This window comes from Enterococcus sp. DIV1314a, from assembly GCF_051713805.1.
In the GTDB taxonomy this organism is placed as follows: Bacteria; Bacillota; Bacilli; order Lactobacillales; family Enterococcaceae; genus Enterococcus_I; species Enterococcus_I aquimarinus.
Genome location: NZ_JBIOQP010000001.1, coordinates 863,674 through 889,778 on the forward strand (window position 1 = coordinate 863,674; position 26,105 = coordinate 889,778).

At 41.4% G+C, this 26,105-nt stretch carries 22 protein-coding genes; 8 read left to right on the forward strand and 14 right to left on the reverse strand.

Translation table 11 applies throughout. The features are described 5' to 3' along the window. Window positions 1-10 precede the first annotated feature (10 nt). The 7 genes from tilS to pth form a co-directional block, all read right to left on the reverse strand. Window positions 11-1,384: a tRNA lysidine(34) synthetase TilS gene (gene tilS, locus IGI68_RS04250; protein WP_438730773.1), complete on the reverse strand. Its 1,374-nt coding sequence runs from the start codon at window positions 1,382-1,384 to the stop codon at window positions 11-13. Between the two features lie 124 nt (window positions 1,385-1,508). Then, window positions 1,509-1,970: a S1 domain-containing RNA-binding protein gene (locus IGI68_RS04255; protein WP_071874617.1), complete on the reverse strand. Its 462-nt coding sequence runs from the start codon at window positions 1,968-1,970 to the stop codon at window positions 1,509-1,511. Between the two features lie 78 nt (window positions 1,971-2,048). Continuing rightward, window positions 2,049-2,441 carry a septum formation initiator family protein gene (locus IGI68_RS04260; RefSeq protein WP_273232096.1) on the reverse strand — a complete coding sequence of 131 codons (393 nt, stop codon included), beginning with the start codon at window positions 2,439-2,441 and terminating at the stop codon, window positions 2,049-2,051. Window positions 2,442-2,507: 66 nt separating this feature from the next. Beyond that, window positions 2,508-2,774, reverse strand: coding sequence for an RNA-binding S4 domain-containing protein (locus IGI68_RS04265; protein WP_071874615.1), 267 nt, complete (start codon window positions 2,772-2,774; stop codon window positions 2,508-2,510). Beyond that, window positions 2,764-4,362, reverse strand: a complete 1,599-nt coding sequence (locus IGI68_RS04270; RefSeq protein ID WP_438730778.1) for a putative polysaccharide biosynthesis protein — start codon at window positions 4,360-4,362, stop codon at window positions 2,764-2,766. The genes IGI68_RS04265 and IGI68_RS04270 overlap by 11 nt, the downstream gene beginning before the upstream one ends. Window positions 4,363-4,383: 21 nt before the next feature. Beyond that, window positions 4,384-7,917, reverse strand: coding sequence for a transcription-repair coupling factor (gene mfd, locus IGI68_RS04275; protein ID WP_438730781.1), 3,534 nt, complete (start codon window positions 7,915-7,917; stop codon window positions 4,384-4,386). Between the two features lie 12 nt (window positions 7,918-7,929). Then, window positions 7,930-8,490, reverse strand: a complete 561-nt coding sequence (gene pth / locus IGI68_RS04280; RefSeq protein WP_071874612.1) for an aminoacyl-tRNA hydrolase — start codon at window positions 8,488-8,490, stop codon at window positions 7,930-7,932. Window positions 8,491-8,840: 350 nt separating this feature from the next. On the opposite strand from pth, the gene IGI68_RS04285 reads away from it, so the two are divergent. Both IGI68_RS04285 and IGI68_RS04290 read left to right on the forward strand, forming a co-directional pair. Continuing rightward, a complete protein-coding gene (locus IGI68_RS04285; RefSeq protein ID WP_071874611.1) occupies window positions 8,841-9,836 on the forward strand; it encodes an L-lactate dehydrogenase in 996 nt (331 codons plus the stop codon). Between the two features lie 201 nt (window positions 9,837-10,037). Continuing rightward, the gene (locus tag IGI68_RS04290; protein WP_438730786.1) at window positions 10,038-11,459 is read left to right on the forward strand and encodes a L,D-transpeptidase family protein; all 1,422 of its coding nucleotides are present in this window, start codon (window positions 10,038-10,040) and stop codon (window positions 11,457-11,459) included. A gap of 567 nt (window positions 11,460-12,026) precedes the next feature. On the opposite strand, the gene IGI68_RS04295 is transcribed toward IGI68_RS04290, so the two are convergent. The 3 genes from IGI68_RS04295 to IGI68_RS04305 all read right to left on the reverse strand — a co-directional run bounded on the left by IGI68_RS04295 (window position 12,027) and on the right by IGI68_RS04305 (window position 13,757). After that, entirely contained in the window at window positions 12,027-12,752 is a 726-nt protein-coding gene (locus tag IGI68_RS04295; protein WP_438730789.1) for a YebC/PmpR family DNA-binding transcriptional regulator, read from the reverse strand. A gap of 15 nt (window positions 12,753-12,767) precedes the next feature. Next, complete coding sequence (locus IGI68_RS04300) at window positions 12,768-13,271, reverse strand: VanZ family protein (protein WP_273231255.1); 504 nt, start codon at window positions 13,269-13,271, stop codon at window positions 12,768-12,770. Window positions 13,272-13,346: 75 nt separating this feature from the next. After that, window positions 13,347-13,757, reverse strand: a complete 411-nt coding sequence (locus tag IGI68_RS04305; RefSeq protein ID WP_071874607.1) for a DUF4809 family protein — start codon at window positions 13,755-13,757, stop codon at window positions 13,347-13,349. A 228-nt stretch (window positions 13,758-13,985) separates the two neighbouring features. On the opposite strand from IGI68_RS04305, the gene IGI68_RS04310 reads away from it, so the two are divergent. The 5 genes from IGI68_RS04310 (at window position 13,986) to IGI68_RS04330 (ending at window position 18,344) form a co-directional block, all read left to right on the forward strand. Beyond that, complete coding sequence (locus IGI68_RS04310; RefSeq protein ID WP_071874606.1) at window positions 13,986-14,684, forward strand: DUF969 domain-containing protein; 699 nt, start codon at window positions 13,986-13,988, stop codon at window positions 14,682-14,684. Next, window positions 14,681-15,601, forward strand: a complete 921-nt coding sequence (locus tag IGI68_RS04315; protein WP_438730792.1) for a DUF979 domain-containing protein — start codon at window positions 14,681-14,683, stop codon at window positions 15,599-15,601. Before IGI68_RS04310 ends, IGI68_RS04315 begins: the two co-directional genes overlap by 4 nt. Window positions 15,602-15,625: 24 nt before the next feature. Further along, window positions 15,626-16,273, forward strand: a complete 648-nt coding sequence (gene pcp, locus IGI68_RS04320; RefSeq protein WP_071874604.1) for a pyroglutamyl-peptidase I — start codon at window positions 15,626-15,628, stop codon at window positions 16,271-16,273. Between the two features lies 1 nt (window position 16,274). Beyond that, a complete protein-coding gene (locus IGI68_RS04325; RefSeq protein ID WP_273231243.1) occupies window positions 16,275-16,754 on the forward strand; it encodes a gamma-glutamylcyclotransferase in 480 nt (159 codons plus the stop codon). 75 nt (window positions 16,755-16,829) lie between these two features. Beyond that, window positions 16,830-18,344 (forward strand): D-alanyl-D-alanine carboxypeptidase family protein, encoded by a 1,515-nt coding sequence (locus IGI68_RS04330; protein WP_438730797.1) that lies wholly within the window; start codon window positions 16,830-16,832, stop codon window positions 18,342-18,344. Window positions 18,345-18,396: 52 nt separating this feature from the next. Here the strand turns inward: IGI68_RS04330 and IGI68_RS04335 are convergent, their stop codons facing one another. Beyond that, window positions 18,397-18,693: a hypothetical protein gene (locus IGI68_RS04335; RefSeq protein WP_071874601.1), complete on the reverse strand. Its 297-nt coding sequence runs from the start codon at window positions 18,691-18,693 to the stop codon at window positions 18,397-18,399. Between the two features lie 7 nt (window positions 18,694-18,700). Beyond that, window positions 18,701-20,224 carry an ABC-F family ATP-binding cassette domain-containing protein gene (locus IGI68_RS04340; protein WP_438730801.1) on the reverse strand — a complete coding sequence of 508 codons (1,524 nt, stop codon included), beginning with the start codon at window positions 20,222-20,224 and terminating at the stop codon, window positions 18,701-18,703. 332 nt (window positions 20,225-20,556) lie between these two features. Here IGI68_RS04340 and IGI68_RS04345 point away from each other — a divergent pair, with 332 nt between their 5' ends. After that, a complete protein-coding gene (locus IGI68_RS04345; RefSeq protein WP_438730804.1) occupies window positions 20,557-21,420 on the forward strand; it encodes an ROK family protein in 864 nt (287 codons plus the stop codon). 46 nt (window positions 21,421-21,466) lie between these two features. Here IGI68_RS04345 and IGI68_RS04350 read toward each other — a convergent pair whose 3' ends face one another. Both IGI68_RS04350 and rpoC read right to left on the reverse strand, forming a co-directional pair. Next, on the reverse strand, window positions 21,467-22,309 hold the full coding sequence (locus tag IGI68_RS04350) for an MBL fold metallo-hydrolase (RefSeq protein ID WP_071874598.1): 843 nt from the start codon (window positions 22,307-22,309) through the stop codon (window positions 21,467-21,469). 119 nt (window positions 22,310-22,428) lie between these two features. Further along, the gene (gene rpoC, locus IGI68_RS04355; protein WP_438730807.1) at window positions 22,429-26,085 is read right to left on the reverse strand and encodes a DNA-directed RNA polymerase subunit beta'; all 3,657 of its coding nucleotides are present in this window, start codon (window positions 26,083-26,085) and stop codon (window positions 22,429-22,431) included. Window positions 26,086-26,105: the final 20 nt, after the last annotated feature.

Below are 26,105 nucleotides of genomic sequence, written 5' to 3' on the forward strand. Positions count from 1 at the left end.
CTTCCAATCTTTACTTCTGGTATTTAAAAAGAAGTACGTAGTGTATTTTATCAGTTTCTTTCCCAATACTCAAATAGGAAAGCACAAAAGGAAGTATCGCCAAAACTTTTTTATTTTCATCCTTGAGTACCCATGAAGATTCTCTTTGATTCATGGGTATTTTTTGATCGATAAAATAACGCGATATCTTCTTCGTCAAGTAGGGCGTTAAAGAAATCCGATCCCCCGCTTGACGTTTGCAAACAGTCAATCCTTTAACTGATTCTAGCACGACTTCTTGGCGAAACTCTGACCAATCTTTGACTTTTTCTAGAATTTTCTCTTCTCCTGGTAAAAATAGACCAAGCCATTCTTTCTCCGATAGGAAGACCCCTTCGCCAAGGATGAGTGTTTGCGCTTTGGCAATAGCACCAGTCTGCTCTCTTTTTTGTAATAGGAGTTTTTCATAGCGTCGAACAACTTGCCAATCAGCGACTAAATCGAGTGTCCACTGGGAATTCGTCGTTTTTAACAGTTTTTCAACTTGCTTTAGTTGTTTCTTTGAAATCGGCAAGTCAAAGAGCTGCTGCGCTTTTTTTCCCACATCTGCTAGAAAAAACGTTTGTTCGACTTCCGAGCGCTTCTTATACCAAGCTAAGTCAATCGTGAGTCTCTGTGACGTGATCAGCATTGCTTCTTTTTCCCATTGTGCTTGTGCTTGGTTGACCCAGCTTTCCACTAATTGAATTTGCTCAGAAAGTTGTTGAAAATGAGCCAGAACTTGAGGATTTTCTTCTTTAAAGAGCGGCAAGACTTGATGGCGCAGTCGATTTCGTTGATACTCCAGCGTTGCATTCGTTTCATCTTCAAAATATCGAAGTTGGTGTTGATGTGCATAGTCTAACAATTCACTTTTAGACTGATATAACAAAGGTCGTACCAATCTCCCTGGACCAAAAGATTGATTGAGTAAAATTCCTTGGCTGGCAAATAATTCTCCGGTTCGAATCATTTTCATTAACATCGTTTCAGTTTGATCATCACTGTGGTGCGCTGTCAGTAAGACGTCATACTGTTGTTCTTTCATTATTTTCTCAAAAAATGCATAACGAAAGTCTCTAGCTTGTGCTTCCACATTTGAAATGAGGGTAACGGTCAACTGTTCACAGTAAAAAGGAAGTTGATGCTCTCGGCAATAGTCCGCGAGAAAAGCTTCCTCTTCTTGTGATTGCTCGCGAAAGTGGTGATTGATGTGCGCGACGCCAATTTCGACGCCTGTTTTTTTTAATTGTTCCATTAGGTCTAAAAGAACCATTGAATCGACGCCTGTTGAGACCGCAATTAAGATTCGCGTATTTGGTTGCCATAAAGCCTGTTCAAGCGCGAGCTTTCTCACTTTTTCCACCAACATATCCGCGACACGACCTTTCTATACAAAGAATTGACTGATATTTTACACGAATACAGAAAAAACAGGAGGCCTGATTCATCAATCTTCATTGACTGCCACCTGTTTATTCTGATTTTGATTAGTTGCGGCGACCGCCACGGCCTCCGCGCTTACCTTCTGTGCTACGACGTAATGTTGATAAGCGGTCATCACTGTCTTTTAAGAATGAACTCATCAATGAATCGAAGTCGTCTTTTCCTGGGTTATTCGTATTTTGATTCTGATTTTGATTTTTAACGTATGGTTTTTTGGCTTGAGGACGTTGAAATTCTTTTTTAGGGAATTCACGTTTCTCTTCTGGCGGGTTATCTTGTGCCTTACGGATTGACAGACCAATTTTGCCATCGTTTCCAACCGTTGTCACTACTACTGTTACTTCATCTTTGACTTTTAACACTTCATTAATATCTTTTACAAAGCCGTTTGACACTTCACTAATATGAACTAAACCTGTTTTACCTGCTCCCAAATCAATAAACGCACCAAAATTTGTAATCCCTGATACTTTTCCTTTTAATTTCGCTCCAACTTCGATTGACATAAAACCTATGTTCCTCCTAATATTCTGAACCTTTTATTTATTCTTCAACTACAAAATATTTTGTAGCGATTCACATCTTTACTCTTTCGCCGTGTCTGCTTCCGTACCTGGCAAAGGAAATACGAGTTCTCCTTCTTTCGAATACAAGAAACGTTCACGTGCAATTTTTGCCACATAATCTTCATCTTGCAATAAGGCAACTTCTTTTTCTAAAGCTGCTTTGTTTTCTTTGATTGCTTGTTGCTCGGCAATCGTTTCTTCCTTATAACGCTCTAGATTTTGGAGACGTAAAGAGTCATTATAAAGCGAAATACCTATGCTCACAAAGATGACAGCCGCAAGACTGAAGAAGACCGCTAAACGGCGACGACGAAAAATAATCTCCCGGCGTTTTTTCGCTTGAACAGCATAATGTTGCTGGGCGTATTCATTATCTAAAAATTGTAAGTTCGTTTGCTCTTCTTGACTCATACTGGACCTCCAATCATGATTGTCTGTTTCATTATACCAACATACTAAAGGCTTGTCTAACCTAATTTATGCAAAATCTTCTTGTTTTGTCTCAGAAAGGATGACATACATTTGTGCTGCATCCTCTTTTTTCGTTGATTCGTGTAATTCTTTAATTTCGTATAAGACGATTCGATTCCCAAACTGAATTTGCATTTGATCGCCGACTTTAATCGACGTACTCGACTTCGCTAGTTTCCCGTTGATCTGGATACGGCCTTTATCCGCCACTTCTTTGGCAACCGAACGTCGTTTAATAATCCGTGAAATTTTCAAAAATTTATCAAGTCTCATGTTTTCTTCCAACTTTCTGTACGATTTTTTTCCCAAAAGGAATCACTGCCCACTCTTCTATCGTAAACACTTTTAAATACACTAATGATAGACCAAAACTAACGATACCGACAAAAACACCGACTAACGTCCGAAGTAGCGCTGTTCGGCGATGCAGTACACCACCAAAGAGGAAGGTTAATCCCCCATAGACCAGCAAAATACTCATACTCATGACGGCAAGGGCTAAAAGCAAGCGAAGACCAAAATGATCTTCCCGCCAAAAGGCATTAATGCCCGGCTGTTCTTGCTGAACCAACGCCATCAATACGACACTTAATGCAAGCAACATGGCTAGACTGGCGCCCATTGTTCCTAAAAAATACACCAGTAAAGGCGTGAAAATGAGTTTAGCGAGTAAGCCAAAAGCCGCAGCCTTTAATGCTTTCCGAAAATGGTTTTGACTTTGCGCAATACTTTGATAGCCATGAACGATGGCCATCAAACCGACAGAGAACACAAAAACACGCAAGACATCATTGCCGGCTCGATCTTTAAACAACGTATAATTCATATACGGCATCACTAACGCTAAGCCGACAGAGGCCGCTAGACCAATCGTTGTCGTCAGACGTAAATAGAGGCGCGCGGAAAAAAGAAATTCGGACGTATTTTTTTCTTTTAAATAGCGCGTTAACATCGGAACAAAACTAGTCCCCAAGGCTAATGCTACCACTAATCCTAATTGTACTAATGGTTGGCCACGATCAAAAACGCCTTTTTCAATCCGAGCGTCAAGTGGGCTTAAGCCTCTTTTTTCTAAGATGTTGACAAGTAAAAAAGAATCAATCAATTGTAACAAGATTAAGTATCCACTGTAGATGGAGACAAATCCTCCTTCGATAAAGAAGCGACGACGCCAGGTTTTTTCCGTCTTTTGAGTAAAGAGCGCACTCAGGTGATTGGTCTGTTGAGGATTGGCCCGTCGATAATAACGAAATAAAATGACACACGCTACGATACCTCCGATAAATGACCCAATCATCGCAACTTGACTGACTTGATAAATATTCCAATCGAGTCGACGAAAACTCATTGCCGCGACCAAAATAATGCCAACTCGGATAAATTGTTCGGCGACTTGAGAAATCGCCGTTGGGACTAAGATCAAGTTTCCTTGAAGCCAGCCACGATACATCGCTAAAGGCGGAATGAGTAAGAAGGTCAAGGAAGCGACCCGAATACTTGGTCCTAAGGCGCCATCCCCCATGAGTGTCGCAATCGGTTGACTAAAGAAGAAAATCAGCGCCCACAATAACAGGCTCAGTCGCGTCACAAAACTCGCGAGTTGTTGCAACTGCGTCGACTGATCTGGTGTCGCTTCTTGTTCTGCGACATACTTGGCAATGAATTGCGGTAAGCCCGTCAGCGCCAAAGTCATGGCAATCCCATAAAGAGGATAGACCTGTTGGTAAACATAAAATCCTTCGTCCCCCACGAGATTTTGTAAGGGGACACGATAAACGGCGCTTAAAATTTTCGCTATAAAGGCCGCTATCGTTAAGACAAATGCGCCGTGCATCATTGATTTTAATGGCTGCTTTTTCATCCTATCCTCCAGCATCTCCGATTATTGTGTCGTTTTTTCTTTCATTGTTTGGTATCTCTCTTTGCGTAAATCAGCGACAAAGCTTTGTACTTCATGTAACCAGACCATTGTTTTCATCCCGTTAGGAATTGTAAGCTTCAAGTGCATTTGTTCTTTTTCAACGCCTAGTGTCGCTTTTAATTTCGTATGGCCTAATGATTTAAAGAGTTGCTCCACAGTATACGCTTTGGTGCCCACTTTACTCAAGACGACCGTGATCAGTTGCTCTTGTTTGCGAATGCGCTCAAGCAACGCCCGATCGCCATTCATTTTTAATTCTCCAACCGCTAGAAGATGCGCGACCTCATCTGGATACTCCCCAAAGCGGTCCATTAAGTCATCTTGTAGTTCATCAAGCATATCGATGGTTTCAAGTTCTCGAATCCGTTTATAGATTTCAATTTTTTGACGCTCGTCTTCAATATACGTCGTTGGTAAGTAGGCATCAATTCCTAAATCAATTTCAACGGATGTTTTTTCCGTTTGCGTATTTTTTCCTTGTTTACGTTGGACAGCTTCCGTCAACATCTGAGAGTATAAATCAAATCCGACCGAATCAATGAAGCCGTGTTGCTGCGCACCTAGTAAATTCCCCGCACCTCGAATCGACAAATCTCGCATCGCAATTTTAAAACCCGATCCAAGTTCCGTAAAGTCTTTGATGGCTTGGAGCCGTTTTTCGCTGACTTCTGTTAAGATTTTTTGTTGTTGATACATGAAGTAAGCATACGCCACGCGATTACTTCGTCCCACTCGACCGCGTAATTGGTACAAGGTCGCAAGTCCCATGTAATCGGCATCTTCAACAAAGAGTGTATTCGCGTTCGGAATATCGACACCCGTTTCAATAATGGTCGTTGAGACGAGCACATCGTATTGTCCTTCGATGAAATCAAATAGCGTGTTTTCTAACTGAATTTCAGTCATTTGACCATGCGCGTAGCCAATACGAGCTTCCGGTACGAGCTCTTGTAATTCTGCTACTTTTTGCTCAATCGTTGCGACGCGATTGTAGAGATAAAAGACTTGGCCTTCGCGCGACATTTCGCGCAAGATGGCTTCTCGAATCGCACCTGGATTGGTTTCCATCACGTATGTTTGAATCGGATAACGATTCAACGGTGGCGTTTCAATCACGGATAAATCTCTGACACCGAGCATCGACATATGTAAGGTCCGCGGAATTGGCGTCGCCGTTAACGTTAGAACGTCTACTTGAGAACGCAATTGTTTTAAGCGCTCTTTATGTTTCACCCCAAAACGTTGCTCCTCATCGACAATCAATAAGCCCAAGTCAGCAAATTCGACGTCTTTTGACAAAATCCGGTGCGTTCCCACGACAATATCGACTTGACCTTTACGAATTTTTTCCATTGTTTCTTCTTGTTGTTTTTTCGTTCGAAAACGACTTAACATATCGATTTCGACGGGAAAATTCTCGAAACGACTTAACATCGTATCATAGTGTTGTTGCGCTAAAATCGTCGTTGGCACTAAAAAAGCCACCTGTTTATTTTCTTTAATCGCTTTGAAAGCTGCGCGTAAGGCCACTTCCGTCTTCCCAAAACCGACATCTCCTACTAATAAACGATCCATCGGCTTCGCGTTTTCCATGTCTCGTTTAATTTCAGCGGTGCTGCGCAGTTGATCTTCCGTTTCGCCATAAGGAAAGGCATCTTCAAATTCTTTTTGATAGGCATCATCACGAGCAAACGCATACCCTTTTTCCGCTTCACGTTTTGCATAGAGTGCAATCAGGTCATCGGCAATATCTTCAATTTTAGTGGCTACTTTGCGCTTGGTTTTCGCCCATTCATTTCCACCAAGTTTGTTCACTTTCGGTTGCTTGGACTCGGATGCCACATATTTTTGAACCAGATTTAACTGGGTTACAGGAATAAAGAGTTTGTCTTCATTTTGATATAAAATCGTGATGTAATCTTGGTGAACACCATCAATTTCAATCGTTTCCATTCCTAAATACTTTCCAATCCCATGGTTCACATGAACGACAAAATCGCCAGGTTTTAACTCATTATAACTTTTTAGTCGTTCCGCATTCGAGATTGTTTGACGCCGTGCCCGTTTTTTCGTCACTTTTTGGAAGATTTCTTTCTCCGTCACGATAACGAGTTGATCTTGTGGTAGTTCAAATCCCGCTTGCAAAGCTCCTTGGACAATTTGTGTGCGTCCTGTAAAAATACGGTCACCAGATGTCTCAACCGCATAAATTTGATGTTCGCGAAATTGCGCTTCTAAGCGCTGTGCCCGTTCATGATCACTCACTAGAAAAATGACTGTTTTTTGTTGTTTCTCCCAGCGATCGACCTCTGTTTTCAGTAAGCCCATTTGCCCAAAAAATTGTTGCATGGGGCGATACTGGAACGGATGAACGACTTGAAAGCGTAAGTTCCCCATCCCTTTTTGAAAGAGTGAGAAATAAGTCGTCGGAAAGGCTGTGTTGCTTAAAAGATGCTGCAAATCGCCGCCGAACACTTGATCCGAAAAAACAACCAAGTCCGCGATTTTTTGGGTTTGCCACTCGGCTTCTTCACGAATCATTTCCCGATTAGTTTCCATAATCCGAGGATAATCATCGACCATTAGCAACGTTGTTGACGGGAAATAATCAATGATTGTCTGCTTCGTTTGATACAATAAATCTGTGTATAAAAAGGCTTCTTCGCCTGGAATTCCTGCTTGCCAAGAAGTCGTTAGTTGCGCAAAACGATCAGTCAGAATTTGTTGTTGTCCACGGTCTTGGGTGACGGCTAAGCGTTTCGTTAATTTTTCAGCGACTCGTTGTTGCCCCGCTTCTAAATCTTTTTTTGAAAAAACCAAATCACTCGTTGGTGAAATTTGTATCGCTTCGATCGTTTCAACTGAGCGCTGCGTCTCAGCATCAAAGTAGCGTAGCGAATCAATCTCGGTATCAAATAACTCCACACGCACAGGATATTGGGTATCTAACGGATAAATATCGATAATACTTCCACGAAGACTAAACTCCCCTGGCTTGCCAATCATTCCTTGTCGTTCATATCCCATTAAAACAAGTGCTTGCGCCAATCCTTCACGGTCAATCTCACTCCCAATTTTCCAATGAAATTGATGACTTTTCCACGTTTTTTTATCCGGTAAAAATTTACGAATACCAGCAGCCGGGATAATATAAATCCCGCGTTTACCGGCAGCAATCGCATTAAGTGTCGTAATGCGCTCCGCTTTGGCTTCTGGAGAGGAAAAAGCCATCTCCGCCGAAATCACTTCGTTCACCGGAAAAACATAGACTTCTTCTTCTACATTTCGTAAATCTTCTGCTAATTGATACGCGTAAAACAAGTTCGCCGTTACCACCAAAATCGGTTGGTCTAACTGACGATAGGCACCAGCAATCGCTAACGTTTTCGCGGAACCAGACAAGCCTGTGAGCAATTGCCGTGGAGTGCCTTCTTTCAACTGTTGTTGCCACTGAGCAAACAACGGATTTTTATTGACAATATTGATTATATTCATTTCTACTCCTCACTAGTTAAAACGATTCATCGTAGCTAGAAAATCTTGTCCCCTCAAATAATCTATCAAGGCATTGACACTTTTATCTAAGCTTTGTTCAATCAATGTTTCTTCTTCTTTTCTAAATGGACTCAAGACGTGATTGACGACTGTTTGCCCTTTTGTTGGACGATCAATGCCGATTTTAATCCGATTAAACGTTTGACTGCCTAAATGCGAAATTAAGCTCTTCATCCCATTATGGCCGCCAGCGCTTCCTTTTTGACGCAACCGAATTTTTCCTAAAGCTAAATCTAAATCATCATACACCACGACTAACTCCGTCAATTCAACACCTAAATACGTCATTAAGGGGCCCACCGCACGACCCGAATCATTCATATATGTTTGCGGTTTGACAAGAATAATCTTTTCACCGTTTAAAAAAAATGTCGCCACTTGGGCTTCAAACGGATTTTTTTGAAAAGTAGCTTCATATTCCTTGGCTAATGCATCAACGACACGGAATCCGACATTGTGTTTTGTTTGTTCATATTTCTTACCTGGATTGCCTAGTCCAACAATCATTTTCATCTTTATCGACCTCATTACGATTTATTCTAAAAAGGAGAGCAACGCAAAAGGGGAAGCTGGAAAAGGATTTTCACTCTTTTTCGCACCTTCATTCATGGTCGTTACTCACTTTATTCTGTGTTCCATTTTACAAACATAATAATTATACCATAGACAAGCGATATTCCCCTCACATTGACTGTTAATTTGATAAAATTTTACATTCAGTCACTCTTTTTCATTGATTGAACGCTAAAGCGAACACTCCGCCGAAAATCATCCGACTTTCATTGGATAGTAGATGACAAATAGGCGCTCAAATGATAGCATAAAGGTGAATCAAACTAATAACCAGGAAGGTTGATAAAGTTATGACAGAGACAAATGGAAATACAGATAACCAAAAAATTATTCTAGTCGGTGATGGTGCCGTTGGTTCAAGCTATGCCTTTGCGTTAGTTGCTCAAAATATCGCCCAAGAAATCGGAATTATTGATATTAATCGTGCAAAAGCCCAAGGCGATGCGATGGATCTCTCTCATGCCCTTGCTTTTACTTCTCCTAAAAAAATCTATGCTGCAGACTACTCCGATGCTCATGATGCTGATATTGTCGTGATTACTGCTGGTGCTGCCCAAAAACCTGGTGAGACCCGCTTAGATCTCGTTCATAAAAACTTAAAAATTAACCGTGCTGTTGTAAAAGAAATTGTAGCTTCAGGTTTTAATGGTATTTTCCTTGTAGCGTCTAATCCCGTTGATATTCTGACTTATTCGACGTGGAAGTTTTCTGGTTTTCCAAAAGAAAAAGTCATTGGTTCTGGTACGTCACTTGATAGCGCTCGTTTCCGTCAAGCATTGAGTGATCTCTTAGAAGTCGATGCACGAAATGTACATGCCTACATTTTAGGTGAACATGGCGACTCTGAATTCCCAGTTTGGTCTCATGCCAATGTGGCGGGTCTGCCTATTTACGATTGGGTCATGGCCCATCCAGAAATTGATGAAGAAGCGATGGTAAACTTATTCTTTAGCGTTCGCGATGCAGCCTACGACATTATTGAAAAGAAAGGCGCCACTTTTTACGGAATTGCCGTGTCACTCGCGCGTATTACCCAAGCGATTTTAGATAACGAAAATGCTGTTCTTCCACTTTCTGTTTATGTTGATGGCGAGTATGGCCTCGACGATATTTATATTGGTTCACCTGCGATTATCAATGCGCAAGGAATCAAACAAGTCATTGAAATCCCCTTAACTGATGGAGAACAAGACCGCATGACCGCTTCTGCAAGTCAGTTAAAAGAGATTTTAAATGCCGCATTTGCGAAACTTGAAGAAGAAGATGCTTTAGAAAACCAAGCATAGTCACCTTAGTTTTTGGTTAAAAAATTAATCTTACGAATCCCCCTTCAAAAACATGATTGTTTTTTGAAGGGGGATTTTATTGCCCATTTAACTGAATCCTTAACTTTTCCTTAGACTCGTGTTTTCTAATTTCTCTTTCATTCCGGGATATGATAAGATAAATTGGTATACTATAAACAAAAAATGGAGCTGATTTACTAAATGTCTCATTCAAAGCGCCGTTCACATAAGGATGTCTCCAAAAAGCGTCCGCTGATTATCGGTCTGGGCCTATCTCTAGGTCTGATAGTGCTCGCAGGTTTAGGTTATGCCTACCAAGCAAACACTTATCAAACGCAATTTTTACCAAATACTTATATCGGCGACCTCAATGTGAGTCGTTTGACGGCTGATGAAGTGAATCAAAAACTAAATAAAACCTATGATGATCTCTCTTTTACGCTTTTAGTGAACGATCAAGAGTGGCAATCGATTAAAAAAACAGAATTTGGTCTGCACACCGATTTTTCGGAGGAATTGACTCAATTATTAGACGAACAAAACCCTTGGTCTTGGGGAGGACGGATGGTTAGTGGTAAGGAAACCCTTGATTTAGGCGAGGCAGCATTCGATGAAAAACAACTAGACGAACGCTACGCTCAATTAGAAGCTGACCTAACCAAGTGGAATCAAACGTTAACCCCAACGAAAGATGCAACCTTGACTCGAGGAGAAGACGGTTTTTCGATTACCCCAGAAGTCCAAGGAGAAACGATTGATGTCGCAAAAGCGCTGACAGCTGCCAAAGAGCAACTTCTTTCAGGAAATTCAACCCTTGAATTGAATGAGTTTGTCGAAAAACCAAGTGTCACAGCAGACGATCCGGCGTTAAAAGAAGAGTTAGCCCAAATTACACGCATCGCCACCGTCGAAGCGACCTATGTGATTAATGGGGTTTCTTTCCAAATTCCGTCAGAGTTGATTGAAGATTGGATTATTTATCAAGAAGGGGACGTCACGTTAGACCGAGAGAAAGTCTACCAATACGTCACGCAACTAGGGGCAGATTACAACACTAGTACCAATCCTTCGAACTTCAATAGTACGTTACGTGGGGAAGTCAGTGTTCCAGCAGGTTCCCTTAGTTGGACGATCGCTCCTGATAGCGAAACCGATGCACTGATGGCTGATATTTTAGCCGGAGAAGCCTTTACGCGTTCACCAATTGCCCAAGGGAGTGCGAATGCAGGTAGTCCACTCTTTGGTGCTACTTATATTGAAATTGATATGGTCAATCAACATATGTGGTACTACAAAGACGGTAAAGTCATGCTAGAAACAGATATCGTAACGGGTAAACCGACTACGTTGACTCCAGCAGGTATTTTTTATGTCTGGAATAAAGCGCGTGATGAAGTATTACGAGGTGTTAACGATGATGGGAGTAAATATGCTTCTCCTGTAGATTATTGGTTACCAATTGATTGGACAGGCGTTGGCATTCACGATTCTGATTGGCAACCCGCATATGGTGGCGAACTTTGGAAAACGGTTGGCTCACACGGCTGTATCAACACTCCTCCTGGCGTGATGAAAGAACTTTATGAAATGGTTGAAGTCGGTACACCGGTACTCGTTTTTTAATACCCACGTTGACTCACCCGAAAGCCTTTATCTGACAAGTCACTCAGGAGAATCAAATAAAAAGGCTCTTCGGCAAATAGTGTTGATGGAATCTCGCGCTACCCTACGAAAAATTACCTTGTGGTGGAAGCAGCGAGACCGCTTCGAGCCTAGGTTGCTGAAGCCGTTCGAGCAAAGCGAGTGACGGATACAGTATCAGGCCTCCGCGTGACTCTCAGCTCGAAAGCTTCAAACTCTAGGTAAGTGCTCAAGCACGAACCTAGAGTAATTCACATTTCGTCTTTTGACGCAGCTGACACAAGGCATTTTTCTCCGGTCCGCTAGTGCCTATTCTCTTTTTGATGCTTATTTTGTCAAAAATGAAAGAAATGATAAAAGAAAATAATATAGCGATGTATCCATCGACACTAAAAATAATATACCCAGAAATAGTGTTGAACAATGATACGAATCTCAGTCATCCACACTAAAAGTTATACAACCAACTAAAAAAAGCAGGGGCAAAAAATGCTCCTGCTTTTTTTGGTTCAAATGATACTTGTTTGCTCCGATATACCTGCGTGTAAGCTAGGATACTTCCACAGAGGTATACACTTCGGTAACATCATCATCATCTTCTAATTTTTCGATTAACTGGTCTAATTGTCGCTGTTGGTCATCGCTTAAAGCGATTGTCGTTTGAGGAATCATCGCTAATTCGGCCCGCGCTAATGTCATTTCTTGCTCTAAGGCATCACGCAACGCTACAAAATTTTCCGGTGCGCTATAGATTTCAAACCCTTCTTCGGAAGCCACAAAGTCTTCAGCCCCTAGATCTAAGACTTTTTCAAAGAGCTCTTCTTCCGTTAAAGAACTATGCGCTCTTTCAATCGCAATATAGCCTTTGCGATCAAATAAGTAGTTAACCGAACCGGTCTCACCTAAGCTCCCGCCATTTTTATTAAACGCCACTCGAACATTAGTCGCCGTGCGATTACGATTATCCGTCAGTGTTTCAACCAGAATAGCCACGCCCCCGGGACCATAGCCTTCATACGTGATTTCAGCATAATTTGCGCCATCCGTTGAACTCGTGGCTTTTTTGATTGCCCGTTCGACATTATCATTTGGCATATTGGCTGCGCGTGCCTTATCAACCGCCAAGCGTAACGCTGGATTTGTCGCGACATCCTCACCACCATTTTTTGCAGCAATAAAAATTTCGCGCGAAAGTTTTTGAAAAATTTTCCCGCGTTTGGCATCCTGTGCGTTTTTACGCCCTTGAATATTTTTCCATTTACTATGGCCTGCCATCAACAAACTCCTCCTTTATATGATTCGCTTTTCTTTGATTCCAAGAACGAGCCAACAAATCAAGACCCCAGTTAAGGCTCCTAGAGAATCTAGGATGACGTCTTGAAAGAGCGGCGTTCGTCCACCCGTTAACATTTGATGAAATTCATCCAGTGCCGCATAGCCCGTTGCCGATAGCCAGCTAAAAAATGCGACTAACAAGAAGTTTTTCATTCGGGGGATTAATCCTAGAAAAAAACTACTTCCTAAAATCAAGTACGTCCCAAAATGTGCACCTTTACGAATAAAAAATTCGATGAAAGAAAAGTACCCACTTTTTTCAATACTCACTTCACTACCAGCATAAATAAAAGAAACGCCGGACAACTGCGCTTTAAAAGGCTCATTCTTTAAAAGGTTTGATAGTAACCCAATTTGCGATTGTTGCTCATAGGTTTGCGAAGAACTATAAAATAATATGCCCATCATCACGAAGCTAATGAGCAGGTAAAGTTGACCATTTTTGCGGTATTTTCGAATCATTTTCTCACCTCAAACCTATCTTAGCATTTTTACATAGGAATGGCATCCTCGTATACTACTTTTGAACGTATTTTAAGCTTCGACTTCTTCCATCGTAAATGTGACGGGCTCGATTTGAAAAAGAGTGGTTAAAATATGATTGGTTTCCTCGAAAATCGCTTCAGGTGTAGCGTTAACTTGTCTCACTGGATGAACTTTCCCTTGGTATTCATAGGTAATTTGACCGTACTCTTCTTTCATCGTCACCATCGCCATTGCGCGTTTAAAAAGAATCACTTCATCTCCAAAATCCAGGATCAATTCTTGGCGAAAGCCATTTTTTAATGCCACCGCCATGACTAACGATTCGACATCTAGCGTATCTAGAGGAATACCTGAGGTTGCGCGATCAAAGGTAATTAAATAACTCGTAGACGGTGTGATTGCACACGCATTACAGCCCCCATGAACTAATTCTGTTGTACAAGTAATGTTTACTTCCATTTTTTTATTCGCTCCTTCGATTACATTTGTGATTATCTTAACATTATTTTTTCTGACTGGCTAGTTCTCTGGATACGCTTCAATTAGTGAAAAAATGAAAAAATTCAAAGACTTTAGCAAGAAAAAGCTGATAATCCATGCCTTTTAAAGCGTTTAAGATATCTTTTTTTGTTATTTTTTCGTATACTTTTCTTGAATAAAAAAATATGATTAAAGGAGAGAAAACAGATGGAATGGATTAAATTGATTGGTATCTTAATTATTCTTGTCGGCTTTATTTTTAAGTTTGATACGATTGCTGTCGTTATTATTGCCGCCTTCACTACGGCGCTTGTTTCTGGGATTTCCATCACAGAATTTTTCACCCTTTTAGGGGAAGCTTTTGTCAAAAATCGCATCGTGACGATTTTCTTGCTAACGTTACCGATGATTGGCATTTCAGAGCGATTTGGTTTGCGTCAACAAGCGGTTATTTTGATTGAAAAAATGAAGGGGTTAACGACGGGTCGTTTTATTACGTTGTACGCACTGATTCGTCAATTAGCTGGACTCTTCGGTATTCGTCTTTCAGCGCAACCGCAATTTGTTCGCCCGATTGTCAATCCTATGGCACAAGCAGCAGCGAATGCGCGTTACGGCAAGATTTCAGAAGCTGACGAAGAAATCATTAAGGCTAAGTCCGCTGCGAATGAAAACTTTGCGAACTTCTTTGCACAAAATACGTTTGCTGCTTCAGCAGGTGTCTTGCTAATTAGCGGAACCTTGACTTCGTTAGGTTATGAGGTCCAAGCAACGTCAATCGTCTTAGTCGCGCTAATTATCGCAGGCATTAGCTTCGTCCTCATCGCGATCGATAACTTCCTATTTGATCTTAAAATGGATCGTAAATATGGAAAAAAATCATCAAAAGGAGGACAAAAATCATGACAGAAACCATTAATCTAATTCTTGAGTTTTTCTACATTCTGATTGGCTTATTACTCATGATGACGGCCGTTCGAACGTTTAAGGATCAAACGAATCCCGCACGAATTGGAACAAGTCTTTTTTGGTTACTATTAGGAATCATTTTCGCTGCTGGAAATTACATTCCATTCTTGATTTCTGGCGTATTATTAACGATTATGGGTGCCTTAACTTTATTCAAACAAGTCAAAGTCGGTAAAACAGCGACGATCACTGAAGAAGAAGGACAAGCTGGAGCGCAGCGGATTGGCAGTTGGATTTTCTTCCCTGCAGTCGCATTAGCTGCAGTCGCAGTAGGGATTTCCTATACACCACTCGAAGGTCAAGTTGGGATTGGCATTGCCTCTGTCGTCGCGTTACTGGTTGCTGTCTTTTTAACAAAAGCTTCACCAAAAACGGTATTAGATGATACCGATCGGATGATTCAAGCCGTTGGAACAGTCGGGATCTTACCCCAATTATTAGCCGCACTAGGCGTTGTGTTCACCGTTGCAGGCGTGGGAGACGTGATTTCCAATGCGATTTCCGGTTTCATTCCTGAAGGTAATCGATTCATCGGTGTCGTCGCTTATTGTGTCGGCATGGCGCTATTCACGATGATTATGGGAAATGCCTTCGCCGCTTTTACCGTGATTACAGCAGGTATTGGGATTCCGTTTGTGATTGCCCAAGGTGGCGATCCCGTCATTGCCGGAACCCTCGCGATGACGGCTGGTTTTTGTGGAACGTTAGTCACACCAATGGCTGCAAACTTTAATGCCTTGCCTGTCGCTTTGTTAGAGATGAAAGATCCGAACGGTGTGATCAAAGCCCAAGCACCGACAGCTGGTATTTTATTAGTCATTCACATTGCTTTAATGTATTTCTTAGCATTTTAATCCCATTTAGAAAGGAAAATGAAGATGAAAATTTTAGTTACAGGTTTCGATCCCTTTGGAGGCGAGCCAATTAACCCCGCTTTAGAAGCGGTTAAAGCTTTACCAGATACCATTGCCGGCGCTCAAATTATTAAGTTAGAAATTCCAACAGTCTTTGGAAAAGCAGCGGATGTCGTAAAAGCTGCCATGGAAGACATGCAACCTGACGTAGTCTTAAGTATTGGTCAAGCGGGCGGACGTTTTAGTGTCACACCTGAACGAGTAGCGATCAATATCGATGACGCCCGTATCCCTGATAACGAAGGCAATCAACCAATCGATGTCACGATCCAAGCTGACGGTGCACCGGCTTACTTTAGCCAATTACCCATCAAAGCGATGGTGAAACACATTAAAGATGCGGGGCTACCTGCGAGTTTATCGAACAGTGCCGGCGTTTTCGTCTGCAACCACATTATGTACCAAGTGCTCTATCTAATTGACAAGTCTTTTCCCGGCGTAAAAGGCGGCTTTATCCATGTTCCTTTCATTGCTGAACAAGTCGTTGATAAACCCAATCAACCGTTTATGAGTTTAGTGGATATTACGAAGAGCTTGGAAAAAGCGATTGAAGCGATTGTCTTATTCCAAGATAAAGAAGACTTAAAAACGATTGAAGGAACGACACACTAAGATGAATCATGAACTCAGCAAGACACTTCCGCTATTCACTTACGGAAGTTTAATGGAAAACTTTTTTAACTACGAGTTGTACTTAAAAGATCGCATCAAAGAAAAACCACAAAAAGCCAGGATGAAAGGCGAATTGTATCATCTCGATACAAAAGGCTATCCCGCTCTCCTGCCTGGCTCCCAGTGGGTTTACGGTGAAGTCTTTGAACTCCTTGATTTTGAACAAGATATCCAAGTGTTAGATCAACTAGAAGGCTTTAACCAAGGCGTCCCAAACGAATATCATCGCGAAAAAACAACCGTTTATGGATGGAACGAGACGACCCAGTCTTATGATCGTCCATTGACAGCGTATGTTTATCGTTACGCTGTCGAGCACGATCCCACTTTTGAGCAACATCGCATCTTGCTTGCTACAGGAGATTGGCGTCATTACATGGAAAAAAACACCACAAAAACAAGCGAAAAACAGGAATCGTAAAAAAGCGGTTCCTGTTTCTTTTTGTGGGTGGTAAAATAGAACTATCCATGTGTTACGAATAGGAGGAATGAAGGATTGAATCGATTACATAAATGGTTATGCACCAGTGTTTTGCTCCTTTTTAGTTATTTCACGTTTATTCCAGTCGTTGATGCGAACGATGACTTACGTCTATTGCTTTCAGAGCAACAACAAACTCTCGCCCAGGAAGGATTACCGAGCGCCAGCGTCATCATCGAGGCGACAAATGGGCAAATCCTTTGGGACGAAAATAGCGACGAAGCGATTAATCCAAGGTTTTTATCCCACGTGATGACGCTATACCTCACGTACGAAGCCATTGAACAAGGCGTCCTCACTTGGGAGGATACGATAACCGTTAGTGATTCCATGCAAATGCTAGCCCAGATTCCCGGACTCCCTGGAAATAATTTAGTCAGTGGTACTACTTATTCTGTGCGCGAACTCGTTGAACTCGTTCAGCTGACGAATTCTGTCGGCGCTAGTTTTTTACTAGCGGAGTTCATCAGCCAAACGCCCGATGCTTTCGTTTTAAAGATGAATCAAACAGCAGAAACCTTAGGCCTTTCAAACACGAGCTTCACGAGTCCTAGTGGTCTTTCTGTAGAGGATATCCAAGGTTACGAAGCGTGGATTCCTATGACAATTAACGAGAATAGTCAATCCACACCAAAAGACTTTGCTTTACTAACGTATCACTTAGCGCAAAAATATCCAAGCATCTTTGACATTAGCCAATTAGCCAGTTTGACCCTGCAAGCTGACACTTATCTGGAAGAAACTTTTGAGACAAATAATCCGTTTATTGTCGGTCAAGAACACGCCATCAAAGGGACCAACGGATTGATTGTAGACGACGCGCTACTCACTGAAACCTCGGCTATCCTTACAACCAAACAAAATGGCCTGTCACTGATTACCGTCATCATTGGCGTCAATCAAGAATCTGTCACCGAACAAGGAAGCAGTCCGCTTCCTCTCATCGGGCAAACACTCATTGAAAATGCCTTTGCACAATATGAATACCGCCAATTACTCCCAGCGGGTACACACGAGATTCAAGAAGAACTTGTTGTGACAACCGACGTACTCAAAGGCGTTGTCCGAAAAGACAGCACGGTTACTTTTGAATTAAAAGAAGACCAAATTGTTTTAGCATCCCCCTTAGCATCTATTTCAGAAACCCTTATACCTGTCAGCATCGCCTATACGTCAGCTCTGTCTGAATTTGAAGAAGAAATTGAGGATAATCCTTTCGTCAAATTATTAATGAATGCGGTTGAAATAACCCAACTTACTATTTTAGCTATCGGTGTCATTTTAATCGGTATTCTTATTTTCATCATGAGTTTCTTTATCCCCAAAAAAGAAACAGAAGATTTTCCTCAAGAAGAGCATTTCTTTGATTTTGAAACCAATGAAGAAGTGATTCCGTCTCGTACTACGCGATTGCAACAAGACAAGCCTTCAATATGGCATACTTTACCGTATCGTCAAATCACTTTTTATGGTGGCTTAAGTTTCACGCTCCTGGGAATTGTCCTACTGATTGTTCAATATCTATTGTGATTCAAAAATAAAGAGACTCTAATGAAAATGTTCATTGGAGTCTCTTTATTTTTTATTTTTCATGCCATTCAAATCCATCAAATGTCTCACCATCATAATACTTCAACAGATCTTCGTAATTCAGTAAAGAAGAAGTCATTTCTACCTCTTCCTCTTCTTTTGTCTGTTGCGTTTGTGCGTAGGCTTGATATTGCTCTAACAGTTGACGGTATACTTGTTGCTTCGTATTAGCTTGGGCCGTAATAAAAGGGAGCTCTCGTAGGTACGCGCCATAAAGAGGACCTGATTGCGTGAACTCAATCGGTAACTCGACCACTCGTAAATGTAATGCCTCAAATTGTTCGTTCATCGTCCGCTTATCCTTCCATTTCAATGATCCGATCCACAAAGTCCTCATAGAAGTCTTGTTCGTGAGAAACGACAATAACAGTGCCTTCATAGTTTGCGAGGCTCTCTCGTAAACTTTCTTTGGCTTCTTGATCAATGTGGTTCGTTGGTTCATCCAAAATCAAAAAATTCCCAGGTGTCATGGTCATTTGCGCGAGTTTGACTTTCGTTTGCTCCCCACCACTCAAATCTTTGATTGGCTCTTGTGCGAGCTGATTGACTAAGCCAGCGAGTGAAAGATGACGTCGTAATTCTTTATTCGTGGCTTTTGGAAAGAGATTCCCTAAATATTGTAGCGGTGTTTCCAAAGGATATTGCCACACGAGTTCTTGTGAGAAATAATTGATTTTCGTATTTGCTGGGAGATGAAACTCACCATCAATCGCCGGAATTTCACCAATCAAGGTTTTAAGTAAGGTCGATTTCCCAATACCGTTAAACCCGCGGAACGCAATTTTTTCACCATAGCGAATCGTTAATTGAATCGGTTTTAACAAGGGACGATCGTAGCCAATCACTAAATGATCGGTCGTCAGTGCCAATGTCGAAATAATGCCTTGATACGGAAACTGATAGGAAGGTCTTGCGGCACCACTTGGCGGCGTTAATCGATCGATTTTATCGAGTTGTTTCTCGCGACTTTTCGCCATCGTCGAGCGTGATCCGGCTTTGTATTTTCGAATATACGCTTCGGTTTTTTCAATGTGTTTTTTCTGATTTTCATACTGCTTCATATAGGCTTCACGATTGGCTTCTTTTTGTTTCAAGGCCTTCTCAAGATTGCCTGTATATTTGGTTAATTTCCCAAATTCAATATCCGCTATATGCGTGGTAATTTGATTTAAAAAATCACGGTCATGCGATACGACTAAATACGTTCCACTAAATCCCTGCAAGAAATTGGTTAACCAAGCAACATGGGTATCATCAAGATGATTCGTCGGTTCATCGAGGACTAAGACGTCCGGTTTTTCTAAAAGTAATTTCGCTAAAATGACTTTGGACCGCTGCCCCCCACTTAATTCTTTCAGTAACGTATCCAGTCCCAAAACTTGTAATCCGAGACCCGTCGCCATTTCTTGAATTAACGTATCCATTTGATAAAAATCGCCTTGATCTAACTGGGTTTGAAGGCGTCCCGCTTTTTCTAATAGGCGCTCATCCATCTCTGTCGCATAGGCCGTATAATACGCCGTAATTTGTTCCTCGACGTCTAAGTCTTTTTGAAAAGCTGTTTTTAAAAAATCGTAAATCGACAATTGCTCATCAACCCGCACATATTGATCTAAATAGCCCAAGTGACTACTTTTAGGAAATTCGACGCGCCCGTCATCAGGTAAGAGTTCGCCGGTAATAATTTTGATTAAGGTCGATTTTCCTGTACCATTTTGTCCAATCAGGCCGACGTGTTCGCCTTTATTAATTTGCAAATTCAGTTCTTCATACAACAATTTATCCGCAAATTGGTGGGTAATATTAATTAAATTTAACATAGTTATTCCTTTCTATTTACACAACACGTTGGAGAGAGTCTCTCCATCAACGATGTAAAAAGCGATAGACAGTTGGTCTATCGCTCAATTCATTTCAACTGTTGTAGTTTAGCATATATTTTCAGAAAAGGCGATGAAAACACTACAATTGTCTTAAATTCTAGGATTTTCGAACGATTTCTCATTCTTTTTCGTCTCATGGATGAAGAGTGTGTATCCCCTTTCTATTTTTTGGACAAATGCTTAAGAAAACAATTTCATTCTCGGGCGTTTCTTGCTATGATAAACGATGAAGTGAGTCTTTTAATAATAAAACAAACGAGGGATAAACAATGACATTAGCAGTTTTTGATATTGGTGGGTCAGCAGTAAAATATGGAAAATGGGAAAATCAAACGTTAAGTGAAACCGGTCAATTTAAAACACCCGAAACACTGACCGCGATGCAAGACGAAATGAAAGCGGTAATCGCTCATTTTGGTGACGAAATTGAAGGCGTGGCTATCAGTTCACCAGGCGCGGTAAACGTAAAAGACCGACGAATCGACGGAATCAGTGCCGTCGAGTATTTACATCAACGACCGATTTTCGATGAACTTGAAGCCGCGTTAGGTTATCCGATTACAATTGAAAATGATGCCAATTGTGCGGGAATTTGTGAAATGAAACTAGGCGCTGGTCAAGGGGTCCAACATGCGATTTTTGTCGTCATTGGTACTGGGGTCGGTGGCGCGATTTTCATTAATGGCCAACTTTACAAAGGGGCACATCTCTTCGGTGGCGAATTTGGATTAGTGATGAATGCCAATGGACAGTCTTTAAGTACGAACGGAACAGCTGTCAATACAGCAGCTCGCTTTTCGAAAGAAAAAGGCACCACTATTTCCGGGAAAGAACTTTTTGACTTAGCGGATGCCGGCGATGTTGCAGCGATGGTGTCGTTAAATGGGATGTATGATCATTTAGCAGAAGCCCTCTATAACCTTCAAGTTTCGATTGATCCCGAAATGATTATTATTGGTGGGGGAATTTCTGCCCGACCTGACGTAACAGAAGCGATTCGCATGCGCCTAGCAACATTACTAGAAGCGAACTTAGTACCTGGGGCAATGCCACTTGTCAAAGCATGTACCTTCCAAAACAATGCGAATTTAATCGGCGCGGCCGTCAACTATGAAATCGTGACGCAAGCCTAAAAATAGAGCCCCTCTTCGACGTTTTGTCAAAGAGAGGCTCATTTTTTTAATATTCGATAACCATGCCATCATAACTCGTGACAATACCATGAACTTCACTCATGGCCTTCATTGCTTCATACGTCAATCCGCCATTATGTGAAAAATGACTCGCGACATAACGCGTTTCGTCATGCACTAAATTGAAAGTTTTCATTTTCTCAATGAGAATCAGATTTTGTTGCAACGACATATGCGCAGCACCACTATTTTCTTGCCCTTGTCCGGTACAATCTAAGGAAACAAGATCAAATATCAGTCCCTTATTGGATAAAAATAACAAATCACGGGTGTTCGGTATCCCTGAATCATGAACATAAAAGAGTGCTTTATTTTCCTCTTGGTGTTGAATTGCAAAGATCAAACAATCTTCTTCAAAATTCCCATGTTGGGCGGGAATGGGATAAATGCGATAGTGGCCGATTTCGACTTCTTGATACGCACGCAGCGTATGGTACACGAGACGACTTTCATCAAAGCGTCCCTCCAGCTTAAAGGCGCGATCGTAAAACTGTTTGACATAAGCACTCCCATAAACATGCAGCACCTTATCCAACTGCTGGCCATAGCCCGTCATTCTGAGCGCTAAGTCTTCTGCGTAAAAATGATCACTATGCCAATGCGTCAGCAATAAATATTCTAACTCATTAAAATCGATGTGATGTTGCAGTTGATGTAAGTAACTATCTCCTGGAAAATCAATGAGTAGCTTCCCGTCATCAATAACCGTTTGCATCTGTGTCCGAATTTCTTTCCCACCTTGAATGCGTGCATACTGACAAAGCTCGCATTGACAAAAGATAGCTGGGACCCGTTCTGCTGCACCGGTTCCTAAATACTGTATTTTCAAAATCAATTCTCCTTATTTTAAGATGTCCCTTTGTGCCTTCATCAATGTTAAATCCTCAAAAAAAAGTCTGACAAAAATCGCTTCCTGTCAGACTTTCTCTCAACGAAAGATTCTATTGATTAATCGTTTTTTAGTGCTTCTGCAGCATCTTCTGCTGCCATTTGTGCTTCAATGTCTGAAATGCTATAGACATTTTTGCTTGCAACGGTCACTTCTTTTGGTTCCATATTACGGTAACGAGGCATACCCGTACCTGCTGGAATAATCTTACCAATAATGACGTTTTCTTTCAGTCCTAATAAGTGATCTTTCTTACCACGAATCGCAGCATCTGTTAAGACACGTGTTGTTTCTTGGAAGGAAGCAGCTGATAAGAAACTATTGGTTTCGAGGGAAGCTTTCGTAATTCCGAGTAACACCGGACGAGAAGTCGCTGGTGTACGACCTGAAATAATCGCTTCGTAGTTACGATCTTTAAAGTCTGCAATGTCCATTAACGTTCCTGGTAAGATATCTGTATCACCTGGATCCATTACTCGAACTTTACGTAACATTTGACGAACCATTACTTCGATATGTTTATCGCCAATTTCTACCCCTTGCATCCGGTAAACGCGTTGAACTTCACGTAACAAGTAATTTTCAACGGTCAACACGTCACATACTTGGAGTAAGTGTTTTGGCTCAATTGAACCTTCTGTAAGTGGTGCACCACGATCGATTAAGTCACCTTCTGCGACTTTCATGCGAGCGGTAAATGGTACTTGGTATGTCCGTGTATCTGTTTCACCTTTAATCGTTACTTCTTTGACACGTGTTGCCGCATCTTCAGAAATATCAATAATTTCTCCGGTAACTTCAGAAACCACTGCTTGTCCTTTTGGATTACGGGCTTCAAAGATTTCTTGAATACGAGGTAAACCTTGGGTAATATCATCCCCGGCAACCCCACCTGTATGGAAGGTACGCATCGTTAACTGAGTACCTGGTTCACCGATGGATTGAGCGGCAATTGTTCCAACTGCTTCTCCTACTTCCACTTCATTACCAGTTGCTAAGTTACGACCATAACAGTGTTTACATACACCATGTTTTGTATTACATGTAAAGACAGAGCGAATGGTAACTCGTTCAATCCCTGCATCCACGATTTGACGCGCAAGATCTTCGGTAATTAGTTGATTGCTTGCAACCATCACTGCACCTGTTTCTGGATGAATCACAGATTTACGAGCATAACGACCGATTAAACGTTCTTCTAAGGCTTCAATAATTTCGTTGCCTTCACGGATTGCATAAACTTCTAAACCAGCATCGGTACCACAATCGTCTTCACGAATGATAACATCTTGTGCCACGTCAACTAAACGACGAGTTAAGTAACCAGAATCGGCTGTTTTCAAGGCTGTATCGGTCATTCCTTTACGAGCACCATGGGTTGAAATAAACATTTCTAAGACGGTTAACCCTTCACGGAAGTTCGAAACAATCGGTAATTCCATGATTTTACCACTCGGAGCGGCCATCAAACCACGCATCCCCGCAAGTTGGGTAAAGTTGGAAATATTACCACGGGCACCAGAGTCTGACATCATGAAGATTGGATTTTTCATATCTAATGTTTCCATTAATCGTAACTGGATTTCGTCTTTCGTGCTATTCCAGATGGCGATTACTCGTTCATAACGCTCATCATCGGTAATTAAACCACGACGGAATTGTTTTGTAATATTATCAACTTGTTTATGAGCGACATCAATCAAGTGATGTTTCTCTTCAAGAACCATGATATCGGCAATCCCTACGGTAATACCCGCACTTGTTGAATGTTTATAACCTAAATCTTTCATTCGGTCAAGCATGCGAGACGTTTCCGTTACTTTATAACGTTTAAAGACTTCCGCAATCACGTTTCCTAAGTTTTTCTTTTTGAACGGTCCAACAAGTGGTTGTTCTTGAATGAACGCTGGAATATCTGTTCCTGCTGGTACAAAATATTTATCCGGCGTTTGAACGGTTAAGTTAAAGTCCGTTGGTTCATTTAAATAAGGGAACTCAGATGGCATAATGGAGTTGAAAATAATCTTCCCAACTGTTGTCACCATTAATTTTTCTTTTTGCTCCGGCGTAAATGGTTTTTCACCTAATTGGTTTGGATCAACCGCTACACGTGAATGTAAATGAACATAGCCATTTTGCCATGCAGTTACGGCTTCATCCATGTTACGGAAGATCATTCCTTCACCTTCACGGCCATCTTCTTCCATGGTTAAGTAGTAGTTTCCAAGTACCATATCTTGAGATGGTGTAACAACTGGTTTACCATCTTTTGGATTTAAAATGTTTTGTGCGGCAAGCATTAACATTCTTGCTTCTGCTTGGGCTTCTTCATTCAATGGTACGTGAACCGCCATTTGGTCTCCATCAAAGTCGGCATTATACGCTTCACACACTAATGGGTGCAAACGAATCGCGCGTCCTTCAACTAAAACCGGTTCAAAAGCTTGGATTCCCAGTCTGTGTAACGTAGGTGCCCGGTTTAGTAAAACTGGATGCTCACGAATCACATCTTCTAAAACATCCCATACTTCATCTTCTTGACGCTCAATTTTACGTTTCGCGTTTTTGATATTTGATGCAATTTCACGTTTCACTAATTGATGCATCACAAATGGTTTAAAGAGTTCTAACGCCATCTCTTTTGGTAATCCACATTGATACATTTTTAAGAATGGTCCAACAACGATTACGGAACGGCCAGAATAATCGACCCGTTTTCCAAGTAAGTTTTGACGGAAACGACCTTGTTTCCCTTTCAACATGTGAGAAAGAGATTTTAGTGGACGATTTCCTGGACCAGTTACTGGACGGCCACGACGACCGTTATCAATTAAGGCGTCAACCGCTTCTTGTAACATCCGTTTTTCGTTTTGCACGATAATATTTGGTGCGTTTAAATCAAGTAAACGTTTCAGACGGTTATTACGGTTAATCACACGACGGTATAAATCATTTAAGTCAGAAGCCGCAAAACGACCCCCTTCTAATTGAACCATCGGACGTAAATCAGGCGGGATAACGGGAATAACATCCATTACCATCCAACTTGGTTGATTGCCTGACGCACGGAATGCTTCCATAATGTCTAGACGACGAATCGCACGTGTCCGTTTTTGTCCTGAAGCAGTTTTTAATTCTTCTTTTAAAACAACGACTTCTTTTTCTAAGTCAATGTTATCAAGCAATTGTTTAACCGCTTCGGCACCCATTGCAGCGCTGAATTCTTGACCGTATTGTTCACGTTTTTCACGATATTCACGCTCGGTTAATAATTGTTTTTTCTCTAAGCTTGTATTTCCAGGTTCAATTACTACATAAGAAGCAAAGTAGATAATTTCTTCTAGTGCACGAGGACTCATATCTAATACAAGACCCATCCGTGACGGAATCCCTTTAAAGTACCAAATATGAGAAACTGGTGCGGCTAATTCGATATGACCCATTCGTTCACGACGAACTTTTGAACGTGTGACTTCCACGCCACAACGGTCACAAACAATTCCTTTATAGCGGATACGTTTGTATTTTCCACAAGCACATTCCCAATCTTTGCTTGGTCCGAAAATACGCTCATCAAATAACCCTTCTCGTTCAGGTTTTAACGTACGATAGTTAATCGTCTCTGGTTTCTTTACTTCCCCGTAAGACCAGCTTCTGATTTTTTCGGGAGAAGCCAAACCTATTTGCATGCTTTCGAATCTATTTACATCGATCAAAAGGGTTTCCCTCCATTTCA

Coding starts and splice junctions, on each gene's coding strand:
- IGI68_RS04285 (WP_071874611.1), top strand. CDS start 8,841: ATGACAGAGACAAATGGAAATACAGATAACCAAAAAATTATTCTAGTC.
- mfd (WP_438730781.1), bottom strand. CDS start 7,917: ATGAATATAATCAATATTGTCAATAAAAATCCGTTGTTTGCTCAGTGG.
- IGI68_RS04290 (WP_438730786.1), top strand. CDS start 10,038: ATGTCTCATTCAAAGCGCCGTTCACATAAGGATGTCTCCAAAAAGCGT.
- IGI68_RS04260 (WP_273232096.1), bottom strand. CDS start 2,441: ATGAGTCAAGAAGAGCAAACGAACTTACAATTTTTAGATAATGAATAC.
- IGI68_RS04340 (WP_438730801.1), bottom strand. CDS start 20,224: ATGTTAAATTTAATTAATATTACCCACCAATTTGCGGATAAATTGTTG.
- IGI68_RS04310 (WP_071874606.1), top strand. CDS start 13,986: ATGGAATGGATTAAATTGATTGGTATCTTAATTATTCTTGTCGGCTTT.
- IGI68_RS04335 (WP_071874601.1), bottom strand. CDS start 18,693: ATGAACGAACAATTTGAGGCATTACATTTACGAGTGGTCGAGTTACCG.
- IGI68_RS04345 (WP_438730804.1), top strand. CDS start 20,557: ATGACATTAGCAGTTTTTGATATTGGTGGGTCAGCAGTAAAATATGGA.
- IGI68_RS04270 (WP_438730778.1), bottom strand. CDS start 4,362: ATGAAAAAGCAGCCATTAAAATCAATGATGCACGGCGCATTTGTCTTA.
- pcp (WP_071874604.1), top strand. CDS start 15,626: ATGAAAATTTTAGTTACAGGTTTCGATCCCTTTGGAGGCGAGCCAATT.
- IGI68_RS04295 (WP_438730789.1), bottom strand. CDS start 12,752: ATGGCAGGCCATAGTAAATGGAAAAATATTCAAGGGCGTAAAAACGCA.
- IGI68_RS04255 (WP_071874617.1), bottom strand. CDS start 1,970: ATGTCAATCGAAGTTGGAGCGAAATTAAAAGGAAAAGTATCAGGGATT.
- IGI68_RS04305 (WP_071874607.1), bottom strand. CDS start 13,757: ATGGAAGTAAACATTACTTGTACAACAGAATTAGTTCATGGGGGCTGT.
- IGI68_RS04265 (WP_071874615.1), bottom strand. CDS start 2,774: ATGAGACTTGATAAATTTTTGAAAATTTCACGGATTATTAAACGACGT.
- pth (WP_071874612.1), bottom strand. CDS start 8,490: ATGAAAATGATTGTTGGACTAGGCAATCCAGGTAAGAAATATGAACAA.
- IGI68_RS04325 (WP_273231243.1), top strand. CDS start 16,275: ATGAATCATGAACTCAGCAAGACACTTCCGCTATTCACTTACGGAAGT.
- IGI68_RS04315 (WP_438730792.1), top strand. CDS start 14,681: ATGACAGAAACCATTAATCTAATTCTTGAGTTTTTCTACATTCTGATT.